Source organism: Mycobacteriales bacterium (assembly GCA_035533475.1).
Lineage (GTDB): Bacteria > Actinomycetota > Actinomycetes > DATLTS01 > DATLTS01 > DATLTS01.
This window is the reverse complement of the sequence record DATLTS010000028.1, coordinates 14,241-31,250: the sequence shown is the minus strand read 5'-3', so window position 1 is coordinate 31,250 and position 17,010 is coordinate 14,241. Positions and strand designations below refer to the sequence as shown.

Sequence of the window (17,010 nt, the reverse complement as noted above, 5' to 3'; positions counted from 1 at the left end):
GGCGACAGCCGGCCCCGAGGCATACCTCCAACCCGACCCCCCCGCGCTACCACCACACAGCGCCAACCAGCAGCCCGCACCAGGCGCCCAAAACGATCACTCAAATGATCAGCTGTGCCCAGCGTGAAAGATCAAGGCTAGTAGCACCTGCCCCGGCAGGAATGGCCCGCTCGGCGGCGAATGAGATTCTAGAATCCTGTTCGCCTCGCGGCGGCCTGCATCCCGCCACCCGGAGGTAATCGTGCGCCGGTTCCCGCTCATCCTCGGGATCGCGACGGTCGCGGCCTTCGTCGTGCCGCTCGCCGCCGGCTCGACCGCGCTGCCGGTGGCGCGCGCAGCCTCCCGAGTGGCCATCCGGGACGGAAGCACCCCCGAGACCGCGGTGTTCCCCAACGACAAGTTCACCGTCGCCGATCCCCGCCAGCTCAGCGGCCGGCGGATCAACCTGCCCGTCCCGACGTGCACGAGCGCGAATTACTCCATCTGCGACGGCCTTCGCCTGCTGAACCAGATCGACGGCTTCGACCTCCAGCCGCGCATCCTGATCCCGTTTACCGGTGCCATCCAGCTCGACAGCGTCAACAGCGACACGGTCTTCGTGCAGGGCCCGGACGGCAGTCGAACCGGGCTCCGGCAGATCGTGTGGAACCCCGCCACGTCGACGTTGACGGGAAACACCACGGCTTTCCTGCGCGAGGACACGCGCTACACCATCGTGATCACGACGGGTGTCCTCGACGCGGCCGGATACCCGATCGCGGCCGGGCGACGGGTCGCGTTCACCACCCTGTCCGGCACGACCGAACTGGACCGGTTGCGCAAGTCCCTCGACGCCGGCACGGCCTACCAGCAGTCGGGCGCGACCCACGACGTGAGCTTCACCCAGGGTTCGATCACGACGGTCTTTCCGGTGACCGACGCCCAGTTCATCACCCGCAACGATCAGGTCAGTGCCGACCCGTCGAAGCCCCTGGTCAGCTCGATGGTCCTCAACTCCGCCGTGACCGGCGTCGGCTGCTACGCGTTCGGCTCGTTCGAAAGCCCGCAGTTCGTGACCTCCGACGCGGTGATCCCGCAGGTCCCGACCACCCAGACGCCGCCGGCCTTGTCCAAGGCGCGTCTCGGGTTCGCGATGATCGTGCCGGCCGGGGTGCCGCCGGCCGGCGGCTGGCCGGTGGCTGTCTACGGACCCGGGTTCACCCGTAGCTACTTCGACCTGTTCCTGACCTCGGACTTCAATGCCGCCGCCGGGATCGCCACCGTCGCGACCGATCCGCTCGGGCACGGTTTCGGCCCGGCGAGCACGATCTCGGTGGGGCCGCCCGGAGCGGTCACCACCTTCAAGTCGTACGGCCGCGGCCGTGCCTCCGACGGCGACGGCATCATCGGGGACACCGAAGGCGTGCAGCCCAGCGATCACAAGACCGTGGTGAACGGCAAGGTCGTTGCCGACCTGCCCTCGCACAACGCCCTGGTCGGTCTCCGGGACGGGCTGATCCAGACCACCGTGGACAACATGGCGCTGGTTCGCTCCATCGAACACGGCATCACCGTGCCCGGCTGCGCGGGCCAGTCGGTGCCGCTCGCCCGCACCAACGTGGAGTACTACGGGCTGTCGTTCGGCGGCATCTACGGGACGATGCTGCTCGGCACTGACCCGCACGTGCGGGTCGGCTACCTCAACTCCGGCGGCGGGCCGATCGTCGACATCGCCCGGCTTTCGGGCTTCCGGAACCTGCTGGCCGCCCAGCTTCAGGTGAGCCGTCCCGATCTGCTCAACGGGGGCCCGGGACTCAACGGTTTCACCGAGGACATTCCGCTCCCCGATGACCCGCGCATCACCAACCCGCATCCCGGCTCGGCGCTGCTGGCGGAGTATCTGAACAACGCCATCTGGCTGGAACGCTCGGGCGGCCCCGAGCCCTACGCACCGCTGTTGCGCCTGCGACCGAGGTACGGCCCGAAGACGGTGGAGTTCCTGAACGCCTTCGGTGACGCCACCGTGCCCAACTTCACCCTCGGAAACGTCATCCGGGCGGGCGATCTGTTCGATCGGCTGACCTACTACCGCAACGACAAGACGCCGACCGCGAGCAGCGACCCGCACGGCTTCCTCGAAGACCCTCGGCTCGCGGGCAGAGAGCCTGCCGAGACCCAGCTCACCGCCTTCCTGGCCAGCCACGGCAACACGGTCCTGCCACTTCCCGCGCCGGTCTTCGAGACACCGATCGTCAACCACGACAACCTGTTGTGCCTGCACTACGCGGAGCCGGAGACCGGCGGGACGGTCTATCCGCCGAGCGCCGCGGGGGAGTGCCCTCCGGTAGCGCCGGAACCGCACGGGCATCCGGCGGCGGGTGTCGTAGTGACGACGAGCGGCGGGGTGACGACCGCAACGGTGACCGGTGCCCAGCTGGCCGGTGCCCAGCTGGCCGCGACCGGCAGCGGGGTGACGCTACCGGCGTTGGGGCTCGCGGCGATGTTGGCGGCCCTGGGCTTCCGCCGAGCTCGCTTGGCTCGGCGCTCGCGCGCCCGGGCCTGACCCCCGGTCGATGGATTTCCAGGCTTCCCCGAGCCGCTCCCATTCGGTCTCGGTAACCCGCCGAGCCTGCCACATCACGGTTCCACACCGGCCCCGGCCGGCCCGGCAGGTGGACCGGGTGTGACGTCGAAGGGGTAGGGCAAGAGGTTGTCGCTGCCCGCAGACAACCGCGACGAAGGCTCGGGAGACGATGATGTCGGCAGGATCGCGTTCGGCTGGTCTGTTGGTGGTGGCGGCGGTGGTCACCGCCGGCGGCTTCACCGTCCCCGCAACGGCCAGCACGTACTCGACCGGCACCCGCCTCGTGCGCACCGCGGCCGTCCTCCCCGGACTCGACCACGCCCGCTACCTCGGCCCGGCCGCCTCCGGGCAGGTGCTGACGATCGGCGTTGCGCTGCGACACCCGGACCCCGCGGGCGAGGCGGCCCTCTACCAGCAGATCTACACACCGGGCAGCCCGCAGTACCACCGGTTCCTCGATCCCGCGCAATACGACGCCCGCTTCGCGGTCTCGGCGGCCACCGCGAACGCCACGGAATCCTGGCTTCGCTCGGGTGGCCTCCAAGTGAGCTCGGTCTCCGGGGCGCGCGACTACATCACGGCGAGCGGCACGGTCGCGCAGGTGGCCGCCCTGATGCACACCCGGTTCGCCCGCTACCAGGCCGGGCCGGTGCCCTTCGTCGCGAACACGGTCGCCCCGCTGGTGCCCGCGAACCTGCCGATGACGACGCTGCTGGGGCTGAACACGCTGAGCCGGATGTGGACCGGCGCGCAGGTTCGGGCGGTCGACGCCGGCCGCGCCCCCGGCGCCGCGGCCACCCCCGGCGCCTCGTGCGGCACCCCCTGCCAGACCTTGCTCACCCCGCAGAATCTGTGGGGCGTGTACAACCTGCCCGCCACCGACACCGGTCAGGGCGAGACCGCGGGGATCTTCGGCGAGGGTTACGCGGACGCCGTCGTCGCGAACCTGCGGGTCTACGAAAGGATCCACAGCCTGCCCGAGGTGCCGGTTCGGATCGTGCACACCCAGGCGTCTGCGGGCGCCACCGCGAACGGCGACGACACCGACAACGTCGAGTGGTACCTGGACTCCGCGGCCATCACCGGGATGGCCCCTCGGCTGAGCCAGCTCGACCTCTACTTCGGCAAGTCGCTGTTCGACGCCGACGTGGCGGCGAGCTTCGCCGCCTGGGCGAGCGACCCGGCCGGCCCGAAGCAGATGAACGCGAGCTTCGGTGAGTGCGAGACGAGCCCCGGCAACGCGATCTTCGGCCCGCTCGCCCAGCCGCCGTTCTTCTACGGCACCGAGCTGGGGGACGAGCTGGAGCCGGCGGCGGAGCCGAGTCTGCTCCGGGCCAACCTCGAGGGCCGCACCTTGTTCTCCTCCGCCGGGGACACCGGCGGATCCTGTCCGGCGATCGTGATCCCGATCCTCGGGGCCGGCAACGGCGTCTCACCGCAGCCGGCGCCCGAGGACAACTACCCCTGCGCGAGCACGCACGTCGTGTGCGTCGGCGGCACCGTCGTCGACACTCCCGGCCCGAACACGCCGCCCCCGTCCAGCCCGGCGACGCGGCAGTCGGAAGTCAGCTGGACCTACACCGGCGGGGGCCCGAGCGGCTACATCGCCGAGCCGAAGTTCCAGCAGGGCATCGCGGCGATCAACCGGACATGCCTGTCCCAGCCCGACGGCACCCCATACCCGCCGGGCACGATCTGCCGCGGCGCCCCGGACATCGCGGACATGTCCGGGAACGTCCTCAGCCCCTCCCCGCAGACGCTGTTGCTCTCGAACTCCTACGCCTACGAGAACGACATGTCCCCCGGCGGGCAGGGCGGCACCAGCCTGTCCTCGCCGCTGGCGGTCGGGATGTGGTCCCGCGTGCAGGCGGCGGCCCCGACCACGGCCGGGCTCGGCTTCGCCGACGAGACCTTCTATCGGATCGGGAAAGACCCCACGACCTACGCCCGGGATTTCTACGACATCACCGCGTCGGAGACCGCGGCGGGCAACTTCTACAACCAGCCCGGGCCGGGATGGGACTACGTGTCCGGGCTCGGCGCGATGAATGTCGCGCATCTGATGAGCGACGTGGACCACCGGCTCACCCCCACCCACCCGACCGCGCAGGCCGCCGTTCCGCTCGTCGCTTCCGGCTGCCCGGTCGTCACCAGTCCGGCGGGTAACGCGAACAACTACCTGGATCCGGTCTCGGTGCAGGACCCGAGCCTGGACATCCGGACCGCAACGCTGCGCAGCAGCGGGGCCAACCTGATCGCGACGATCTACGGACCGACGATCTCCACGTCGCTGCCCAACGGCTCCACCGGCTCGTCGTTCCTGCTGTTGTGGACGCAAGGGGCGCTCACCTACTTCGCCGAGGCGGCGGTGTCCGACACCGGGGCGGTCACCTACTCCGACGGCACGACCGCCGGCGGTGGATACACCACGCTGAAGACGATCCAGGGCAGCTTCGCGAACGGGCTGATCACGATGACCGTGCCCCGGGCGGACGTCGGCAAGCCGGCGACCGGCAGCGAGCTCGCCTACCCGTACGCGATTGCCGTCGCCGACCTGTCCGGCCCAACCCTGATCACCAACCCGCTCGGGTTCACCGAGGACGTCGCCTCCACGGCGCCCGACCAGGCGCTCGTCGTCGGAGCGGTTTGCACCAACCCGGCCGCGATCGCGCTCGCGCACGCGGCCGGGTCGGGTGCCGGCGGGCGGTCGACAGCGGCCAGCGGGTCGCTTCCGGCTACCGGCGGGCGGCTCGGCCTGCTTGGACTCGGCGGGCTAGTTCTGCTCGGGCTCGCCGCGGCCGTGGGGCGACTTCGCCGGACCCGCTGACCGGGACTACCCGAGACGGTCGGGGCCCCCGCAACCCCCTGCCCCGGGGGAATTCCTAGCTCGGGACCCCGTGGCTACCCGCGACGACCGGGGAGACGTCGAGCCGGCCGCCGCCGCACGGAGCCAGCGCCGTCGCCACCCGCAGCGCGCTGGACTGGCCGGGTGGTGTGATCGCCAGAGCGGCGGCGTTCGAGCAGTCCGGCTGGGCCCCCGACGGCACGTCGCTGTAGCCCACGCTGAACGACGCCGCCTGCCCGGCGTTCAGCACGACCGGGTGGGCCGAAACCGCCGGGAAGGCCATGTCCGCCCCGTGCACCGGATCGGTCGGGAGCCCCCGCCCCGCCCGGTCGAGCAGCGCCAGCCCCGGGTAGCCGTCCAGCCGGCAGCTGCCCGTCCCGCGGTTGGTCAACGAGAACACGTCGAGGATGTGGCCGGCCGCGCCCTGCGTGCCCGCGAGACCGGCGGAAAGTTCCCCGGTCGCGCACGCGGGGAGCCCCGCGGCCGCACCGACCACCTTCGGCGCCGGCGGTGCCTTGACCGCGCGGGTCGCGGACGGCAGCGCCGTTGGATGCGCCGGCGAGGGCGACGGCGAAGCGGGCTGGAGGATCGCGGCAGCGGTCGTCGGATGCGCCACCCCGCAGCCCGCGAGCAACGTCAGGGCTACCAGCCCGGGAGCCAGAACCGAGGCCCGAACCGAGGCTGAAACCGGTCCGGTCGGGTGCGGTTCTCGCATGGCAGTCACGATCCCGGGTCAGTGGACGGTTATCACGAAGGTGGGGGAAACCGCGGCGTAGTGGATCGGGTCGGCCGACACGCTGACCCGGATCGGGATCGACCCCGTCCGGCCGCAGTAGACCGTGGCCGCGTACTGCCCGTTCTGATTGGTGGTTGCCCAGCCGACGTTGTGCCACATCCCGGTGATCCACGCCTGGACCAGCAGGTGGTCACCGTAGCGGGCCGGGGAAACCGAGCCGGTGACGTCGATCCGGGTCCCGACCCGCGGCGCGCTGGTGTTGGGGCGGGCGCTGACGACGGCCCCGACAATCCGATCCACGCTCACGGTGAACGTCGGTGAGGACCCAGCCGGATGCAGGGGGGTCGCCCCGACGAGGACCCGGAAGGGGAATTGCCCCACCCGCCCGAGGTACACCGACCCGGCGTAACCGCCGGAGGGTCCGGCGCTGGGGGTCGCCACGTCGTGCCAGGTTCCGTCGAGCAGCGCCTGAACCTGTAGCGGGTCGCCGCCCTCGCTCGGGGACACCGTGCCGGACACCGTGATCCGGGAGCCGACCGGGGCGCTGCCGGCGCTCGGGTGCGCGCTGACCGCAACCGTGGTGGACGGGGACACGTCGACGTCGAATGTGGCCGAGTTCCCGGATGCGTGCACCGTGTTGGCGCCCAGCAGGACGCGGATCGGGAACTGGCCGAGCCGCCCGGCGTAGACGGGCAGCGAGTAGGCGCCGGTGGAGTTCCCGGTCCCGGCGGCGACGTTGTGCCAGCTGCCGGCGATGTACGCCTGGACGGTGAGCGGGTCCCCGCCGCGGCTGGGGTTGACGCTGCCGGTGACGCTGAACCACCGGCCCACCGTCACGTCGGTCGCGCTGGGGCTCGCCGTCATGGTCGGCAGCACGCTGACCGGGACCCACCCGGTAGCGGGTTGCGTGTAGGCGTACGGGCTGCCGAGGATGTCCGCCTGGTAGGCGTCGGAGAGCCCGACGGTGTGCTGGAAGCTGGCCTGCCCCTGCGCGTCGGTCGTGAGCTGCTGCACCTGGTACGGCCCGTTGCTGCCCACCCACTGACCGTAGATGTTGACCGGCAGCCCGGAGATCGGCTGACCGGTCGCCGTCTGGGTCACCTGCACCGCCACGGTGGTCTGGTTGCCGGCGTAGAGCTGCCCCGGGGTCGCGGTGAGGGTGATCCGGTCGGGCACCACCGGCACCACCGGAACCCCCCAGCCGGTGACCTCGGACTTCCCGTTCGGCAGGTTCGCGGTCACCGAGTAGGCGTAGGCCTGGCCGTTGGTGAGCCCGGTGATCGACTGCGAGGTGACCCCGGCGGCCTCCGGGTAGGTCGTCCCGTCGGTGCCGGTGAGGGTGTACCCGGTGGCGGTGGGGAGCGCGTTCCACCAGACCTGCGCGGTGGCGTCCCCGGCGGCGGCGCTCACCCCGAACGGCGCGGCACCCGAGTCCTCGAGGGCGAGCCGGCGCAGCGCATCGAGGGTGCCGTTGAAGTAGGACGCGTCGACGCCGCCGCTGATCCCGCGGATCGACGCGGAGTCGGTGAACTGCCAGAAGGTGTAGGTGGGCCACCCGCCGGGGACCGTCGGCTTGGCCACTCCGTAGTCGGCGATCCAGAGCGGATAGGCCAGGAAGGCGTGCGTGTCGCCCATCGCCGTGGTCCAGAAGTTCAGGTAGCTGTAGAGGATCGGCGTGCGTCCGGTGAGCTGCTTGATTGTGGTCAGCCAGGTGTTCGTCCAGCTCACCAGCTGGCTGGTGGACAGCCCGCCGGTGACCTCGAGGTCGAGCACCGGCGGCAGGTCGCCCGGTGCCTCCTGCGAGCCGGCGACCGAGAAGAAGTAGCGGGCCTGGTCGGTGGCGGTGCTCAGGGGAAGCGCCGGTCGGGCGAAGTCGTAGGCGCCGTGCATCAGCCCGGCCGCCGCCGCACCCGCCGCGTCCTTGGCGTAGTAGGGGTTGGTGTAGGTGGTGGCCTCGGTCGCCTTGATGAACGCGAAGGACTGCCCGGCCGACGCGACTTGCCCCCAGGCGATCGCGATCCCGTTCGGATGCTGGAAGCTGGAGGTGTCCGGCCCGGTCACCGCGAGCGCGGGCAGCGCAGCGCCGATCGTCACCGCGGCCGCCGCGGCGGACAGGGCGGCCAGCAGGGTGCGGCGCACGGCGGCTCCTGAGTTCGAAGGGTCTGTCGAAGTCTCGGCCGGATGGACCACCCGGGTTGAGCCATTCGGCATGATTTAACCGAACGGACAGCCTAGACTGGCGACAACGGCAGGTAACACGGCGCGGATCCGAAAAGTCCGGTTCGCCCCCGAGGCCCGGGCAAGCCCCGCCACCCCGCACCCCCCAGCGGCACCGAGTGTGCAATTTGCGACACGGCCCAAGCGTGGCCCGCCCGGAAATCCGTCGGAAATTGCACATTCGCCGATGATCAAGCCCAAAACCGCCCCCCAGGGGAGCCGACGTCGCCAGGGACGGCCGCCCGGCATTCCACCCTTCCTTCATCCCAGACGAGGCCCACCCCCTCCCCGCTCCTGCTCGAATGGCGCCGGTCAGCCGCTCCGGGGCGGGTCGAAGCCGTCCACCAGGCGCGCCAGGACGGGCAGCGCATCGCGGACGCGCGCGATCTCGGCGGGGGTCAGCTGGCGCAGCCGCTCGGCCAGGGCGGCGGTGCGCTCCCGGCGGGTGGCGTCGAGCACCCGGCGCCCGCCCGGGCTGAGCGAGACCAGGCTGGAGCGGCGATCCGCCGTGTCGGGGCGGCGGGTGAGGTGCCCGGCGTCGGTCAGGCTGCCCACGATCCGCGAGAGGGTGGGTGGGGAGACGCCCTCGATCGCGGCGAGGTCCGCCAGCCGGATGACGCCGGCCGCCTCGATGCTGGCCAGCGCCGACAGCTGGCTCAGCGTCAGGCCGCCGCCGCGGCCGAGCTTGCGGGCCAGTCGACCGACCACCAGCCGCAGCGACGCGGCGGTGGCGGTGGCGGTGCGATCGGGGTCGGCCACGGCACCTCCCGCCCTACGGTCCCCGGAAGCGGGGCCCGCCGCTACGCTGCACCAAATAGTTCGTCTCTGACAACTAATTCAGGGGAAGGGTCGAGAGGGCCGGTGCGATCCGGGACGGGCGGCTCCTACAAGTGGACCGCCCTGACCAACGCGACGCTGGGGATCACGATGGCGTCGATCAACGCCTCGATCGTGATCATCTCGCTGCCGGCGATCTTCCGCGGCATCCATCTGGATCCGCTCGCCCCGGGCAACGTCGGCTACCTGCTCTGGTTGCTGATGGGGTACCTGCTGGTGGCCGCGGTGCTGGTGGTCTCGCTAGGCCGCCTCGGCGACATCTACGGTCGGGTGCGCATCTTCAACGCCGGCTTCGCGGTGTTCACGGTGGGCTCGGTCGCGCTCGCCCTCGACCCGTTCTCCGCAGGGGCCGGCGGCACCTGGCTGATCCTGTGGCGGCTGGTCCAGGGCGTCGGCGGGGCGATGATCTCGGCGAATGCGGTCGCGATCGTCACAGACGCCTTTCCCTCCAACGAACGCGGCATGGCTGTCGGGATCGCTCAGGTCGCCGCGCTCGCCGGGCAGTTCCTCGGCCTGGTCGCCGGCGGGCTGCTGTCCCAGGTGGATTGGCGGCTGGTCTTCTTCGTGAGCGTGCCGTTCGGCCTGTTCGGCACGCTGTGGAGCTATCGCAGCCTGCGCGAGCTCGGGGTCCGGACGCCGGCGTCGATCGACTGGGCCGGCAACCTCACGTTCGCCCTGGGGCTCACCGCGGTGCTCGCCGCGATCACCTACGGGATCCAGCCCTACGGCGGGCACAACATGGGCTGGACCAACCCCTGGGTGCTCGCGGGGCTGGTCGGCGGATCACTTCTGCTGGTCGCCTTCGTCGGGCTGGAGCGGCGGGTAGCCGAGCCGATGGTGTCGCTGGCCCTGTTCCGCATCCGCGCGTTCTGGAGCAGTCAGGCCGCGAACCTGATGGCGGCGATCGCCCGCGGTGGCTTGCAGTTCATGCTCATCATCTGGTTGCAGGGCATCTGGCTCCCGCTGCACGGTTACGCGTTCTCGGACACCCCGCTGTGGGCCGGCATCTACCTGCTGCCGCTGACCTTCGGGTTCCTGGTCGCCGGGCCGTTGGCCGGGCGGCTGTCCGACCGTCACGGGGCGCGGATGTTCACCACCGGCGGCATGGTCTTGGTGGCCGGGACCTTCGCGGGGCTGATGTCCCTGCCGACCGACTTCCCGTTCTGGGTCTTCGCCGTGCTGATCTTCCTCAACGGGGTGGGATCCGGGCTGTTCGGTGCGCCGAACGTCACCGCCGCCATGAACAGCGTCCCCGCGGACCAGCGGGGCAGCGCCGGCGGGGTGAACGCCACGGTGCAGAACACCGGCATGGTGCTCTCCATCGGACTGTTCTTCTCACTCATGATCATCGGGTTGAGCGCGTCACTGCCGGGCGCGCTGTACTCCGGTTTGCATGCGCAAGGGATCCCGGCCGCGACGGCGCGCCACCTCGGCGCCCTGCCACCGGTCGGCAGCCTGTTCGCCGCTTTCCTCGGCTACAACCCGGTGCACCTGCTGCTCGCCTCGACCGGCGCGTTGCCGACCCTGTCGCACGCCCAGGTCGGCGCGCTGACCGGGCAGCATTTCTTCCCGCAGCTCATCTCCGGGCCGTTCCACACCGGCCTGATCGTGGTCTTCGGATTGGCGATCGCCGTCTCGCTCGTCGCGGCCGCGGCGTCGGCGCTGCGCGGCGCTCGCTACGTGCACGGCGAACCCGCCGCGGGGTCGGCGGCGCAGCCGGTGCTCGATCCCAGCGGGGCAGCGCAGACCCCGATCGGGCCGGGCTAGGCGACGTCGGCGGACGCCTCGTCCCGCTCGTCCAGGAACCGCCACCAGGCGTCGGCCGCGGCCCGGGCCCAGCCGGTCACCTGCCGCTCGTCGGTGGCCAGGTCGGCCAGTGCCGAGGTGGTCCAGTCGGCGTGGTCCCGGTCGAGCTCGGCATGCAGATCCCAGAAGCGGATCGCCGCACCGTCGAGCTGGAAGTGGCGGCGAAGCCCCAGGGCCTTGCTGGCGGCGATGTCGGCGGCCTGCAGCTCGTAGGCGCCGACGGCGGCCAGGGCGGCGACCGGACCGGCGCCGGCGGCGGTCGCGTAGACGGACGTCAGGTGCCCGGTCGCGGCGCTGGCGGGGGCGCCGCCGCCAGCGCCGAGGGCGCCGGCGAACTCGTCGAACAGCTCGAGGTGGCTCGGTGTTCCGCCGCCGCCCGATTCGTCGGCGAGCCCGGCGAGGACCGCGTCGCGGGCGGTCGAGGGCGGGATGCCGTCGGCGATCTCGGACAGGATGGCCGGCAACGCCGCCTCGAAGTGCCGGTACTGCCCCGCGTACCGGGTGAGCTCCTCGCGGGTGACGGTCCCCGCCGACCAGCGCCGGTAGAACGGGTGGTCGAGAAGCCACCTACCGTGCAGCGCCGATTCGATGGCGGTCCGGGCGTCGGCCGGTCGCATCGCTCCCCCTAGTGGTCGACCCGTGCGTGTGGCCGACACGCTATCCGGTCAGCGCCAGCACAGCGCGAGGGTCAGCGGCAGCCGGGTCGCCGGCTCGTCGAGTGCCGGGCCGAACAGGGCGCGCAGCTGGCCGAGCCGGTAGCGCACGGTCTGCGGGTGGATGTGCAGCTCCCGCGCGACCTGCTGCCGGTCGCCCATCGCGCGCAGCCATACGGCCAGGGTTTCCTCGAGTCGGGTGCGGGTGCCGGCGGGCAGCCCGTCGAGGGGCGCAAGTGCCTGCTGGGTGAGCAGCTCGAGCAGGTGCTGGTCGCCGTGCACGAGCAGCGCGTCGTAGTGCCGGTCGACGAAGATCGGGTCCCCGGTGAGCAGGCCGGTGGCGCGGAGCCGCTCCGCGGTGGCGACGCCGCGCAGCGTGGACGGCAGCTGCTCCGGCGGCACGCCGCGGCTGACGATCGCGCCGACCCCGCGCAGCGCCTCGGCGAGCCGGGCCCGCCGGCCCGGGCCGTCCGGGTCGGGGAGGATCGCGCCGCTGCGCCCGTGCTGCCGCACGGGGAGTGCCCGCAGGTCGAGCCGGGCCAGGACCTCCGCGGCTAGCGGCGAATCGGCCACCACCAGCGCCACGGTCGCGGGCATCGGCCAGTCGGCCGCGGCGGCGGTGGCGCCGACCACGGTGCGGTCGGCGCGTTCGGACATCAGCAGCTCGGCGAGCTCGGCCCGCCGCCGCTGCCGTTCCGCCGCGCTGGCCAGCTGCTCGTCGAGGTACCCGCGGGCCGACGCGCTGGACAGCTCCTCGACGAAGACGAACACCGCCTCCGCGAGCTGGGCGATCGCCGCCGAGGGGACCGCGCGGCGAAGCGCCACCTGGGACATGTGCCGCCACGCGACCCGGGCGCCGGTCCGGTAGGCCGACTGGAGCGAGGACAGGGGGCGCCCCTCGCGCCATTCGATCCGGCCGAGCTCTTCGAACAGCTCGCCCTCGTCGACCGACGGCTGGCCGGCGCTGGCCAGCGCGCCTTCGGCGAGGGCGACCAGCCGGCGCAGGGCCGCCTGGGCGGTTTCGGTGACGCCGGCCGGGTCGTCGGCGAGGAAGGCCGCGTAGTCCGGCCACTCCTCGCGGAGCAGACCGACCACCTCGTCGAGGACGTCGGGCAGCTCGTCCATCAGGCCGGGCAGCAGGTCACCGAGCGTGGTCACCGGCGGGGTCGTCACCGCCCATTTGTACGTCAATGATAAATCCGTGTCGAGATAACTACCCGAAGACGCCGAGAACGCTAAAGATCAACTAACTTGGATTGGAATGGTGGGATCGGCTGCCGGTATCGACGCCGCGGGGATCGACGCCGCCCGGCGGGACCGGGGGGCGAGCCGGCGGGAGAACTTCCCGGTCGCCCTGCGGGTGCTGCCGGCGACGGTGCGCCGGGACCTGCGGGCGGTCTACGCGGTGGCCCGGCTGATCGACGACGTGGGCGACGACGCCGGGTCGCCGACGGAGGATCGGGCCCGGGAGCTGGACCGGATCGAGTCCGAGCTTCGGATGGCGTTCGCCGGCGGGGCGGTGGAGCTGCCGGCCGTCCGCGCGCTCGCGCCGGCGATCGGCGACCGGCGGCTGCCGCTGGAGCCCTTCCTCGCCCTGGTGGAGGCGAACCGCCACGATCTGCGCACCAGCCGGTATCGCAGCTACGGCGACCTGCGGCACTACTGCAGCCTGTCCGCGGACCCGGTCGGGCGGAGCGTGCTCGCCGTGTTCGGTGTTGCCGACCCCCGCGCCGGGTCCCGGTCCGACCAGGTGTGTTCGGCGTTGCAGATCCTGGAGCACTGCCAGGACGTCGGCGAGGACAGGCGCGACCGGGATCGGATCTACCTGCCCGGCGAGGACCTCGACCGGTTCGGTGTGGCGGAGACCGATCTGGACGCCGCGACCGCGACCCCGCGGCTTCGCCGGCTGCTCGCGTTCGAGGTCGACCGAGCCGAGGCGTTGCTCGCGGACGGCGCGGAGCTCGTCGGAATGCTCCACGGGGCGGCCCGGATCGCCGTCGCCGGCTACGTCGCCGGCGGCCGGGCGACCGTGGCGGCGATCCGCCGCGCCGGCCACGACGTGCTGGGCACGCAAGCCCGGCCCCGCCGCCGCGACATCGCGGCGCACACCGCCCGGTTGCTCGGTGGCCGCCGGTGAGCGTGACCGTCGCCGATGCCTACCTGGCCTGCGCGGACATCACCCGGGGCAGCGCCGGCAACTTCCACTACGGCATCCGGCTGCTGCCGCCGGGGAAGCGGGCGGCGCTGTGCGCCGTCTACGCGCTCGCCCGGCGGATCGACGACATCGGCGACGGCCCGCTGCCGGCGCCGGTGAAGCTCGACCGGCTGGCCCGGCTGCGCGACGCCCTGTCCGAACCCCCCGGCTCGGGTGATCCGGTGCTGCTCGCGGTGCACGACGCCGCCGGGCACTACCCGATCCCGCTCGCGGCGTTCGGCGAGCTGATCGACGGGGTCGAGACCGACGTCCTCGGCGCGCGGTTCGCGACGTTCGAGGACCTCGTTCACTACTGCCGGTGCGTCGCCGGCTCGATCGGTCGGCTGTGCCTGGCGGTCTTCGGCGCGGCCGACCTGGCGGCCGCGTCCGCCTACGCCGACGCCCTCGGCGTGGCGCTCCAGCAGACGAACATCCTCCGCGACATCCGGGAGGACCTGCGCAACGGCCGGGTGTACCTGCCGCAGCGGGATCTCGACCGGTTCGGCGTGGTCCTGCGCCTCGGTGCCGACGGCGCGTTGGTGGACGACGACGGGTCGCTCGGCGCCCTGGTCCGGTTCAGCGCGGACCGGGCCCGAGCCTGGTACGACGACGGGCTGCGTCTCGTCCCGCTGCTCGACCGGCGCAGCGCGGCCTGCGTCACCGCGATGTCCGGCATCTACCGCCGGCTGCTGGACCGGATCGCCGCCGACCCGGCGGTGATCCGCGACCGCCGGCTGTCGCTGTCCGCCTGGGCGAAGGGGTCGGTGGCGCTGCGGGCGCTCGCCGGGCACGGGTCGTGACGGCGTCGGCGGCGGTCGTCGGCGGCGGTCTCGCCGGCATCACGGCCGCGCTGGGCCTGGCCGACGCCGGCTTCGACGTGCAGCTGCTGGAGGCGAAGCCGAGACTCGGCGGGCTGACGCACTCGTTCCGCCGCGGCCCGCTCGACGTCGACAACGGCCAGCACGTGTTCATGCGCTGCTGCACCTCCTACCGCGGGCTGCTCGACCGGCTCGGGGTCGCCCACCTGACGACGCTGCAGCCGCGGCTCGACGTCCCGGTGGTCCGCGCCGCCGACGCCCGCACCGCCCGGCTGCGCCGGGACGCCCTGCCCGCCCCGCTGCACCTGGCCCGGGCGCTCGGCCGGTACCGCCTGCTGGCGATGCCCGACCGGGTGCGGGCGGTTCGGGCGGCGCTGGCCCTGCGCCTCCTCGACCGGGTCGACCCGCGGCTCGACGAGCGGTCGTTCGGCGACTGGCTGGCCGCGCACGCGCAGAGCGCCGCGGCCGTGGAGGGGCTGTGGGACCTGGTCGGGGTGGCCACGATGAACGCCCCGGCGTCGGAGGCGTCGCTGGCGATCGCCGCGACCGTGTTCCAGCTCGGGCTGCTCACCGAAGCCGGCGCGGCGGACATCGGCTGGGCGCAGGTGCCGCTCCAGCAGCTGCACGGGGACGCCGCGGCCCGCGCGCTCGCCGCGGCCGGCGCCTCGGTGCGGCTGCGCAGCGGCGTCCGCCGGCTCGCGCGATCGGCAGCCGGCTGGACGCTCACCCTCGCCGACGGTGCGCTGGCCGCGGACGTCGTCGTGCTCGCGACCGACCCGCGCAACGCCGAGCACCTGCTGCCGGGCGGTGCGCTGGGGCTCGCCGCCGGATGGTCGCGGCGGCTCGGGTCGTCGCCGATCGTCAACCTGCACCTGGTCTTCGACCGCACCGTGCTCACCGAGCCGATCCTCGCCGGCGCCGGCACGCCGGCGCTGTGGCTGTTCGACCGCACCCGCCAGGCCGGCCTGCGCTCCGGCCAGTACGTGGCGGTGTCGCTGTCCGCCGCGGACGCCCTGCTCGCCGAGCCGGTGGGCCGGCTGCGGGAGCGGTTCACCCCGGTGATCCACCGGATGCTGCCCGCCGCCCGCGACGCCGCCCTGCTCGACTTCTTCGTCACCCGGGAGCGGCACGCCACGTTCCGCCCGGCGCCGGGCAGCGCGCGGTCGCGCCCGCCGACCGGGACCCGCGCGGACGGCCTGTTCCTCGCCGGCGCGCACTGCGCCACCGGCTGGCCGGCGACGATGGAAGGCGCCGTGCGCAGCGGCGAGGCTGCGGTCCGGGCGGTCCTCGCGGCGGCCCGCGCTGCCGGCGCGGCGGTGGCGGCATGACGGTCGCGACGCCCACGGCACTCACCGGCAGCCGGGACGCGGTGGACCCGGCGCTGCGCTCCGCGGTCGACCGGCTGGACCCGACCGGGCGCCGGTTGGCGCGCTACCACTTCGGCTGGACCGACGCGGACGGGCGCCCGGCCGCGGGCGGTGGCGGCAAGGCGCTGCGGCCGGCGTTCGCGGTGCTGTCCGCGCAGGCCGTCGGCGCCGGCTGGCAGGTCGCGGTGCCCGGCGCGGCGGCGGTCGAGCTGGTGCACAACTTCTCGCTGCTGCACGACGACCTGATGGACGGCGACACGGAGCGCCGGCACCGGCCGACGGTCTGGGCGCTGTGGGGGGCACCGGCGGCGATCCTCTGCGGCGACGCGATGCTCGCGGCCGCGACGCAGGTGCTGCTCGACGTGGGATCACCCGACGCGGTGCAGGCCGCGCGGATGCTCGCCGCCGCCACCCAGGAGCTGATCCGCGGGCAGCACGACGACCTGGCGTTCGAACGCCGCGTCGACGTCACCGTCGAGGAGTGCCTGGCGATGTCGGCCGCCAAGACCGGTGCGCTGCTCGCCTGCTCCGCCGCGATCGGGGCGGTCCTCGCCGGTGCCGATCCGCAGCTCGTCGCGGTGCTGTCCACGTTCGGCGCCGAGCTCGGCGTGGCGTTCCAACTGGTCGACGACCTGCTCGGGATCTGGGGGGAGCGCCAGCTCACCGGCAAGCCGGTCGGCAACGACCTGCGCGCCCGCAAGAAGTCGCTGCCGGTCACCTGGGCAACCACCTACGGCGGCGCGCCGGGGCGGGCGCTGGCCCGGTGGCTGGCCACCGACGGTCCGGACAGCGACGCGGACATCGCGGCGGCCGCGGTGCTGGTGGAAGACGCCGGCGGCCGGGCCTGGGCGGCCGAGGAGGCGCGCCGCCGGCTGAGCCTGGCCGAGACGGCGCTGGCCGCCGCCCCCTTCGACCCCGCCGCCCGCGCCGCGCTGTTCGCGCTCGGCCGGTTCATCGTCACCAGGCAGAGCTGA

12 protein-coding genes are annotated in these 17,010 nt (G+C 73.0%); 7 read left to right on the top strand and 5 right to left on the bottom strand.

From position 1 onward, the window contains the following. The first annotated feature begins 241 nt into the window (after nucleotides 1-241). Both VNG13_06155 and VNG13_06150 read left to right on the top strand, forming a co-directional pair. On the top strand, nucleotides 242-2,542 hold the full coding sequence (locus VNG13_06155; protein ID HVA60104.1) for an Ig-like domain-containing protein: 2,301 nt from the start codon (nucleotides 242-244) through the stop codon (nucleotides 2,540-2,542). Between the two features lie 193 nt (nucleotides 2,543-2,735). Next, on the top strand, nucleotides 2,736-5,390 hold the full coding sequence (locus VNG13_06150) for a protease pro-enzyme activation domain-containing protein (protein ID HVA60103.1): 2,655 nt from the start codon (nucleotides 2,736-2,738) through the stop codon (nucleotides 5,388-5,390). 55 nt (nucleotides 5,391-5,445) lie between these two features. Here VNG13_06150 and VNG13_06145 read toward each other — a convergent pair whose 3' ends face one another. The 3 genes from VNG13_06145 to VNG13_06135 form a co-directional block, all read right to left on the bottom strand. Further along, on the bottom strand, nucleotides 5,446-6,123 hold the full coding sequence (locus VNG13_06145) for a DUF4232 domain-containing protein (protein HVA60102.1): 678 nt from the start codon (nucleotides 6,121-6,123) through the stop codon (nucleotides 5,446-5,448). An 18-nt stretch (nucleotides 6,124-6,141) separates the two neighbouring features. Continuing rightward, a complete protein-coding gene (locus tag VNG13_06140; protein ID HVA60101.1) occupies nucleotides 6,142-8,283 on the bottom strand; it encodes a glycoside hydrolase family 25 protein in 2,142 nt (713 codons plus the stop codon). Nucleotides 8,284-8,673: 390 nt separating this feature from the next. Continuing rightward, nucleotides 8,674-9,120: a MarR family transcriptional regulator gene (locus VNG13_06135; GenBank protein ID HVA60100.1), complete on the bottom strand. Its 447-nt coding sequence runs from the start codon at nucleotides 9,118-9,120 to the stop codon at nucleotides 8,674-8,676. A gap of 102 nt (nucleotides 9,121-9,222) precedes the next feature. On the opposite strand from VNG13_06135, the gene VNG13_06130 reads away from it, so the two are divergent. Then, on the top strand, nucleotides 9,223-10,965 hold the full coding sequence (locus tag VNG13_06130) for an MFS transporter (GenBank protein ID HVA60099.1): 1,743 nt from the start codon (nucleotides 9,223-9,225) through the stop codon (nucleotides 10,963-10,965). Here VNG13_06130 and VNG13_06125 read toward each other — a convergent pair. Beyond that, nucleotides 10,962-11,621 (bottom strand): iron-containing redox enzyme family protein, encoded by a 660-nt coding sequence (locus tag VNG13_06125; protein HVA60098.1) that lies wholly within the window; start codon nucleotides 11,619-11,621, stop codon nucleotides 10,962-10,964. The genes VNG13_06130 and VNG13_06125 overlap by 4 nt on opposite strands. A 48-nt stretch (nucleotides 11,622-11,669) precedes the next feature. Further along, nucleotides 11,670-12,830: a helix-turn-helix domain-containing protein gene (locus VNG13_06120; protein ID HVA60097.1), complete on the bottom strand. Its 1,161-nt coding sequence runs from the start codon at nucleotides 12,828-12,830 to the stop codon at nucleotides 11,670-11,672. 91 nt (nucleotides 12,831-12,921) lie between these two features. Here VNG13_06120 and hpnC point away from each other — a divergent pair, with 91 nt between their 5' ends. From hpnC to VNG13_06100, 4 genes are read left to right on the top strand one after another with little or no spacing between them, the layout of a single operon-like run. Further along, nucleotides 12,922-13,794: a squalene synthase HpnC gene (hpnC, locus tag VNG13_06115; protein HVA60096.1), complete on the top strand. Its 873-nt coding sequence runs from the start codon at nucleotides 12,922-12,924 to the stop codon at nucleotides 13,792-13,794. Nucleotides 13,795-13,796: 2 nt separating this feature from the next. Next, a complete protein-coding gene (locus VNG13_06110; GenBank protein ID HVA60095.1) occupies nucleotides 13,797-14,651 on the top strand; it encodes a squalene/phytoene synthase family protein in 855 nt (284 codons plus the stop codon). Continuing rightward, the gene (hpnE, locus tag VNG13_06105; protein HVA60094.1) at nucleotides 14,648-15,997 is read left to right on the top strand and encodes a hydroxysqualene dehydroxylase HpnE; all 1,350 of its coding nucleotides are present in this window, start codon (nucleotides 14,648-14,650) and stop codon (nucleotides 15,995-15,997) included. Before VNG13_06110 ends, hpnE begins: the two co-directional genes overlap by 4 nt. Continuing rightward, nucleotides 15,994-17,010 (top strand): polyprenyl synthetase family protein, encoded by a 1,017-nt coding sequence (locus VNG13_06100; protein HVA60093.1) that lies wholly within the window; start codon nucleotides 15,994-15,996, stop codon nucleotides 17,008-17,010. The genes hpnE and VNG13_06100 overlap by 4 nt, the downstream gene beginning before the upstream one ends.

What these genes read in the sequence shown, in the direction of transcription:
- VNG13_06145 (HVA60102.1), bottom strand. Translation starts at nt 6,123, where the DNA reads ATGCGAGAACCGCACCCGACCGGACCGGTTTCAGCCTCGGTTCGGGCC.
- VNG13_06125 (HVA60098.1), bottom strand. Translation starts at nt 11,621, where the DNA reads ATGCGACCGGCCGACGCCCGGACCGCCATCGAATCGGCGCTGCACGGT.
- VNG13_06150 (HVA60103.1), top strand. Translation starts at nt 2,736, where the DNA reads ATGTCGGCAGGATCGCGTTCGGCTGGTCTGTTGGTGGTGGCGGCGGTG.
- VNG13_06100 (HVA60093.1), top strand. Translation starts at nt 15,994, where the DNA reads ATGACGGTCGCGACGCCCACGGCACTCACCGGCAGCCGGGACGCGGTG.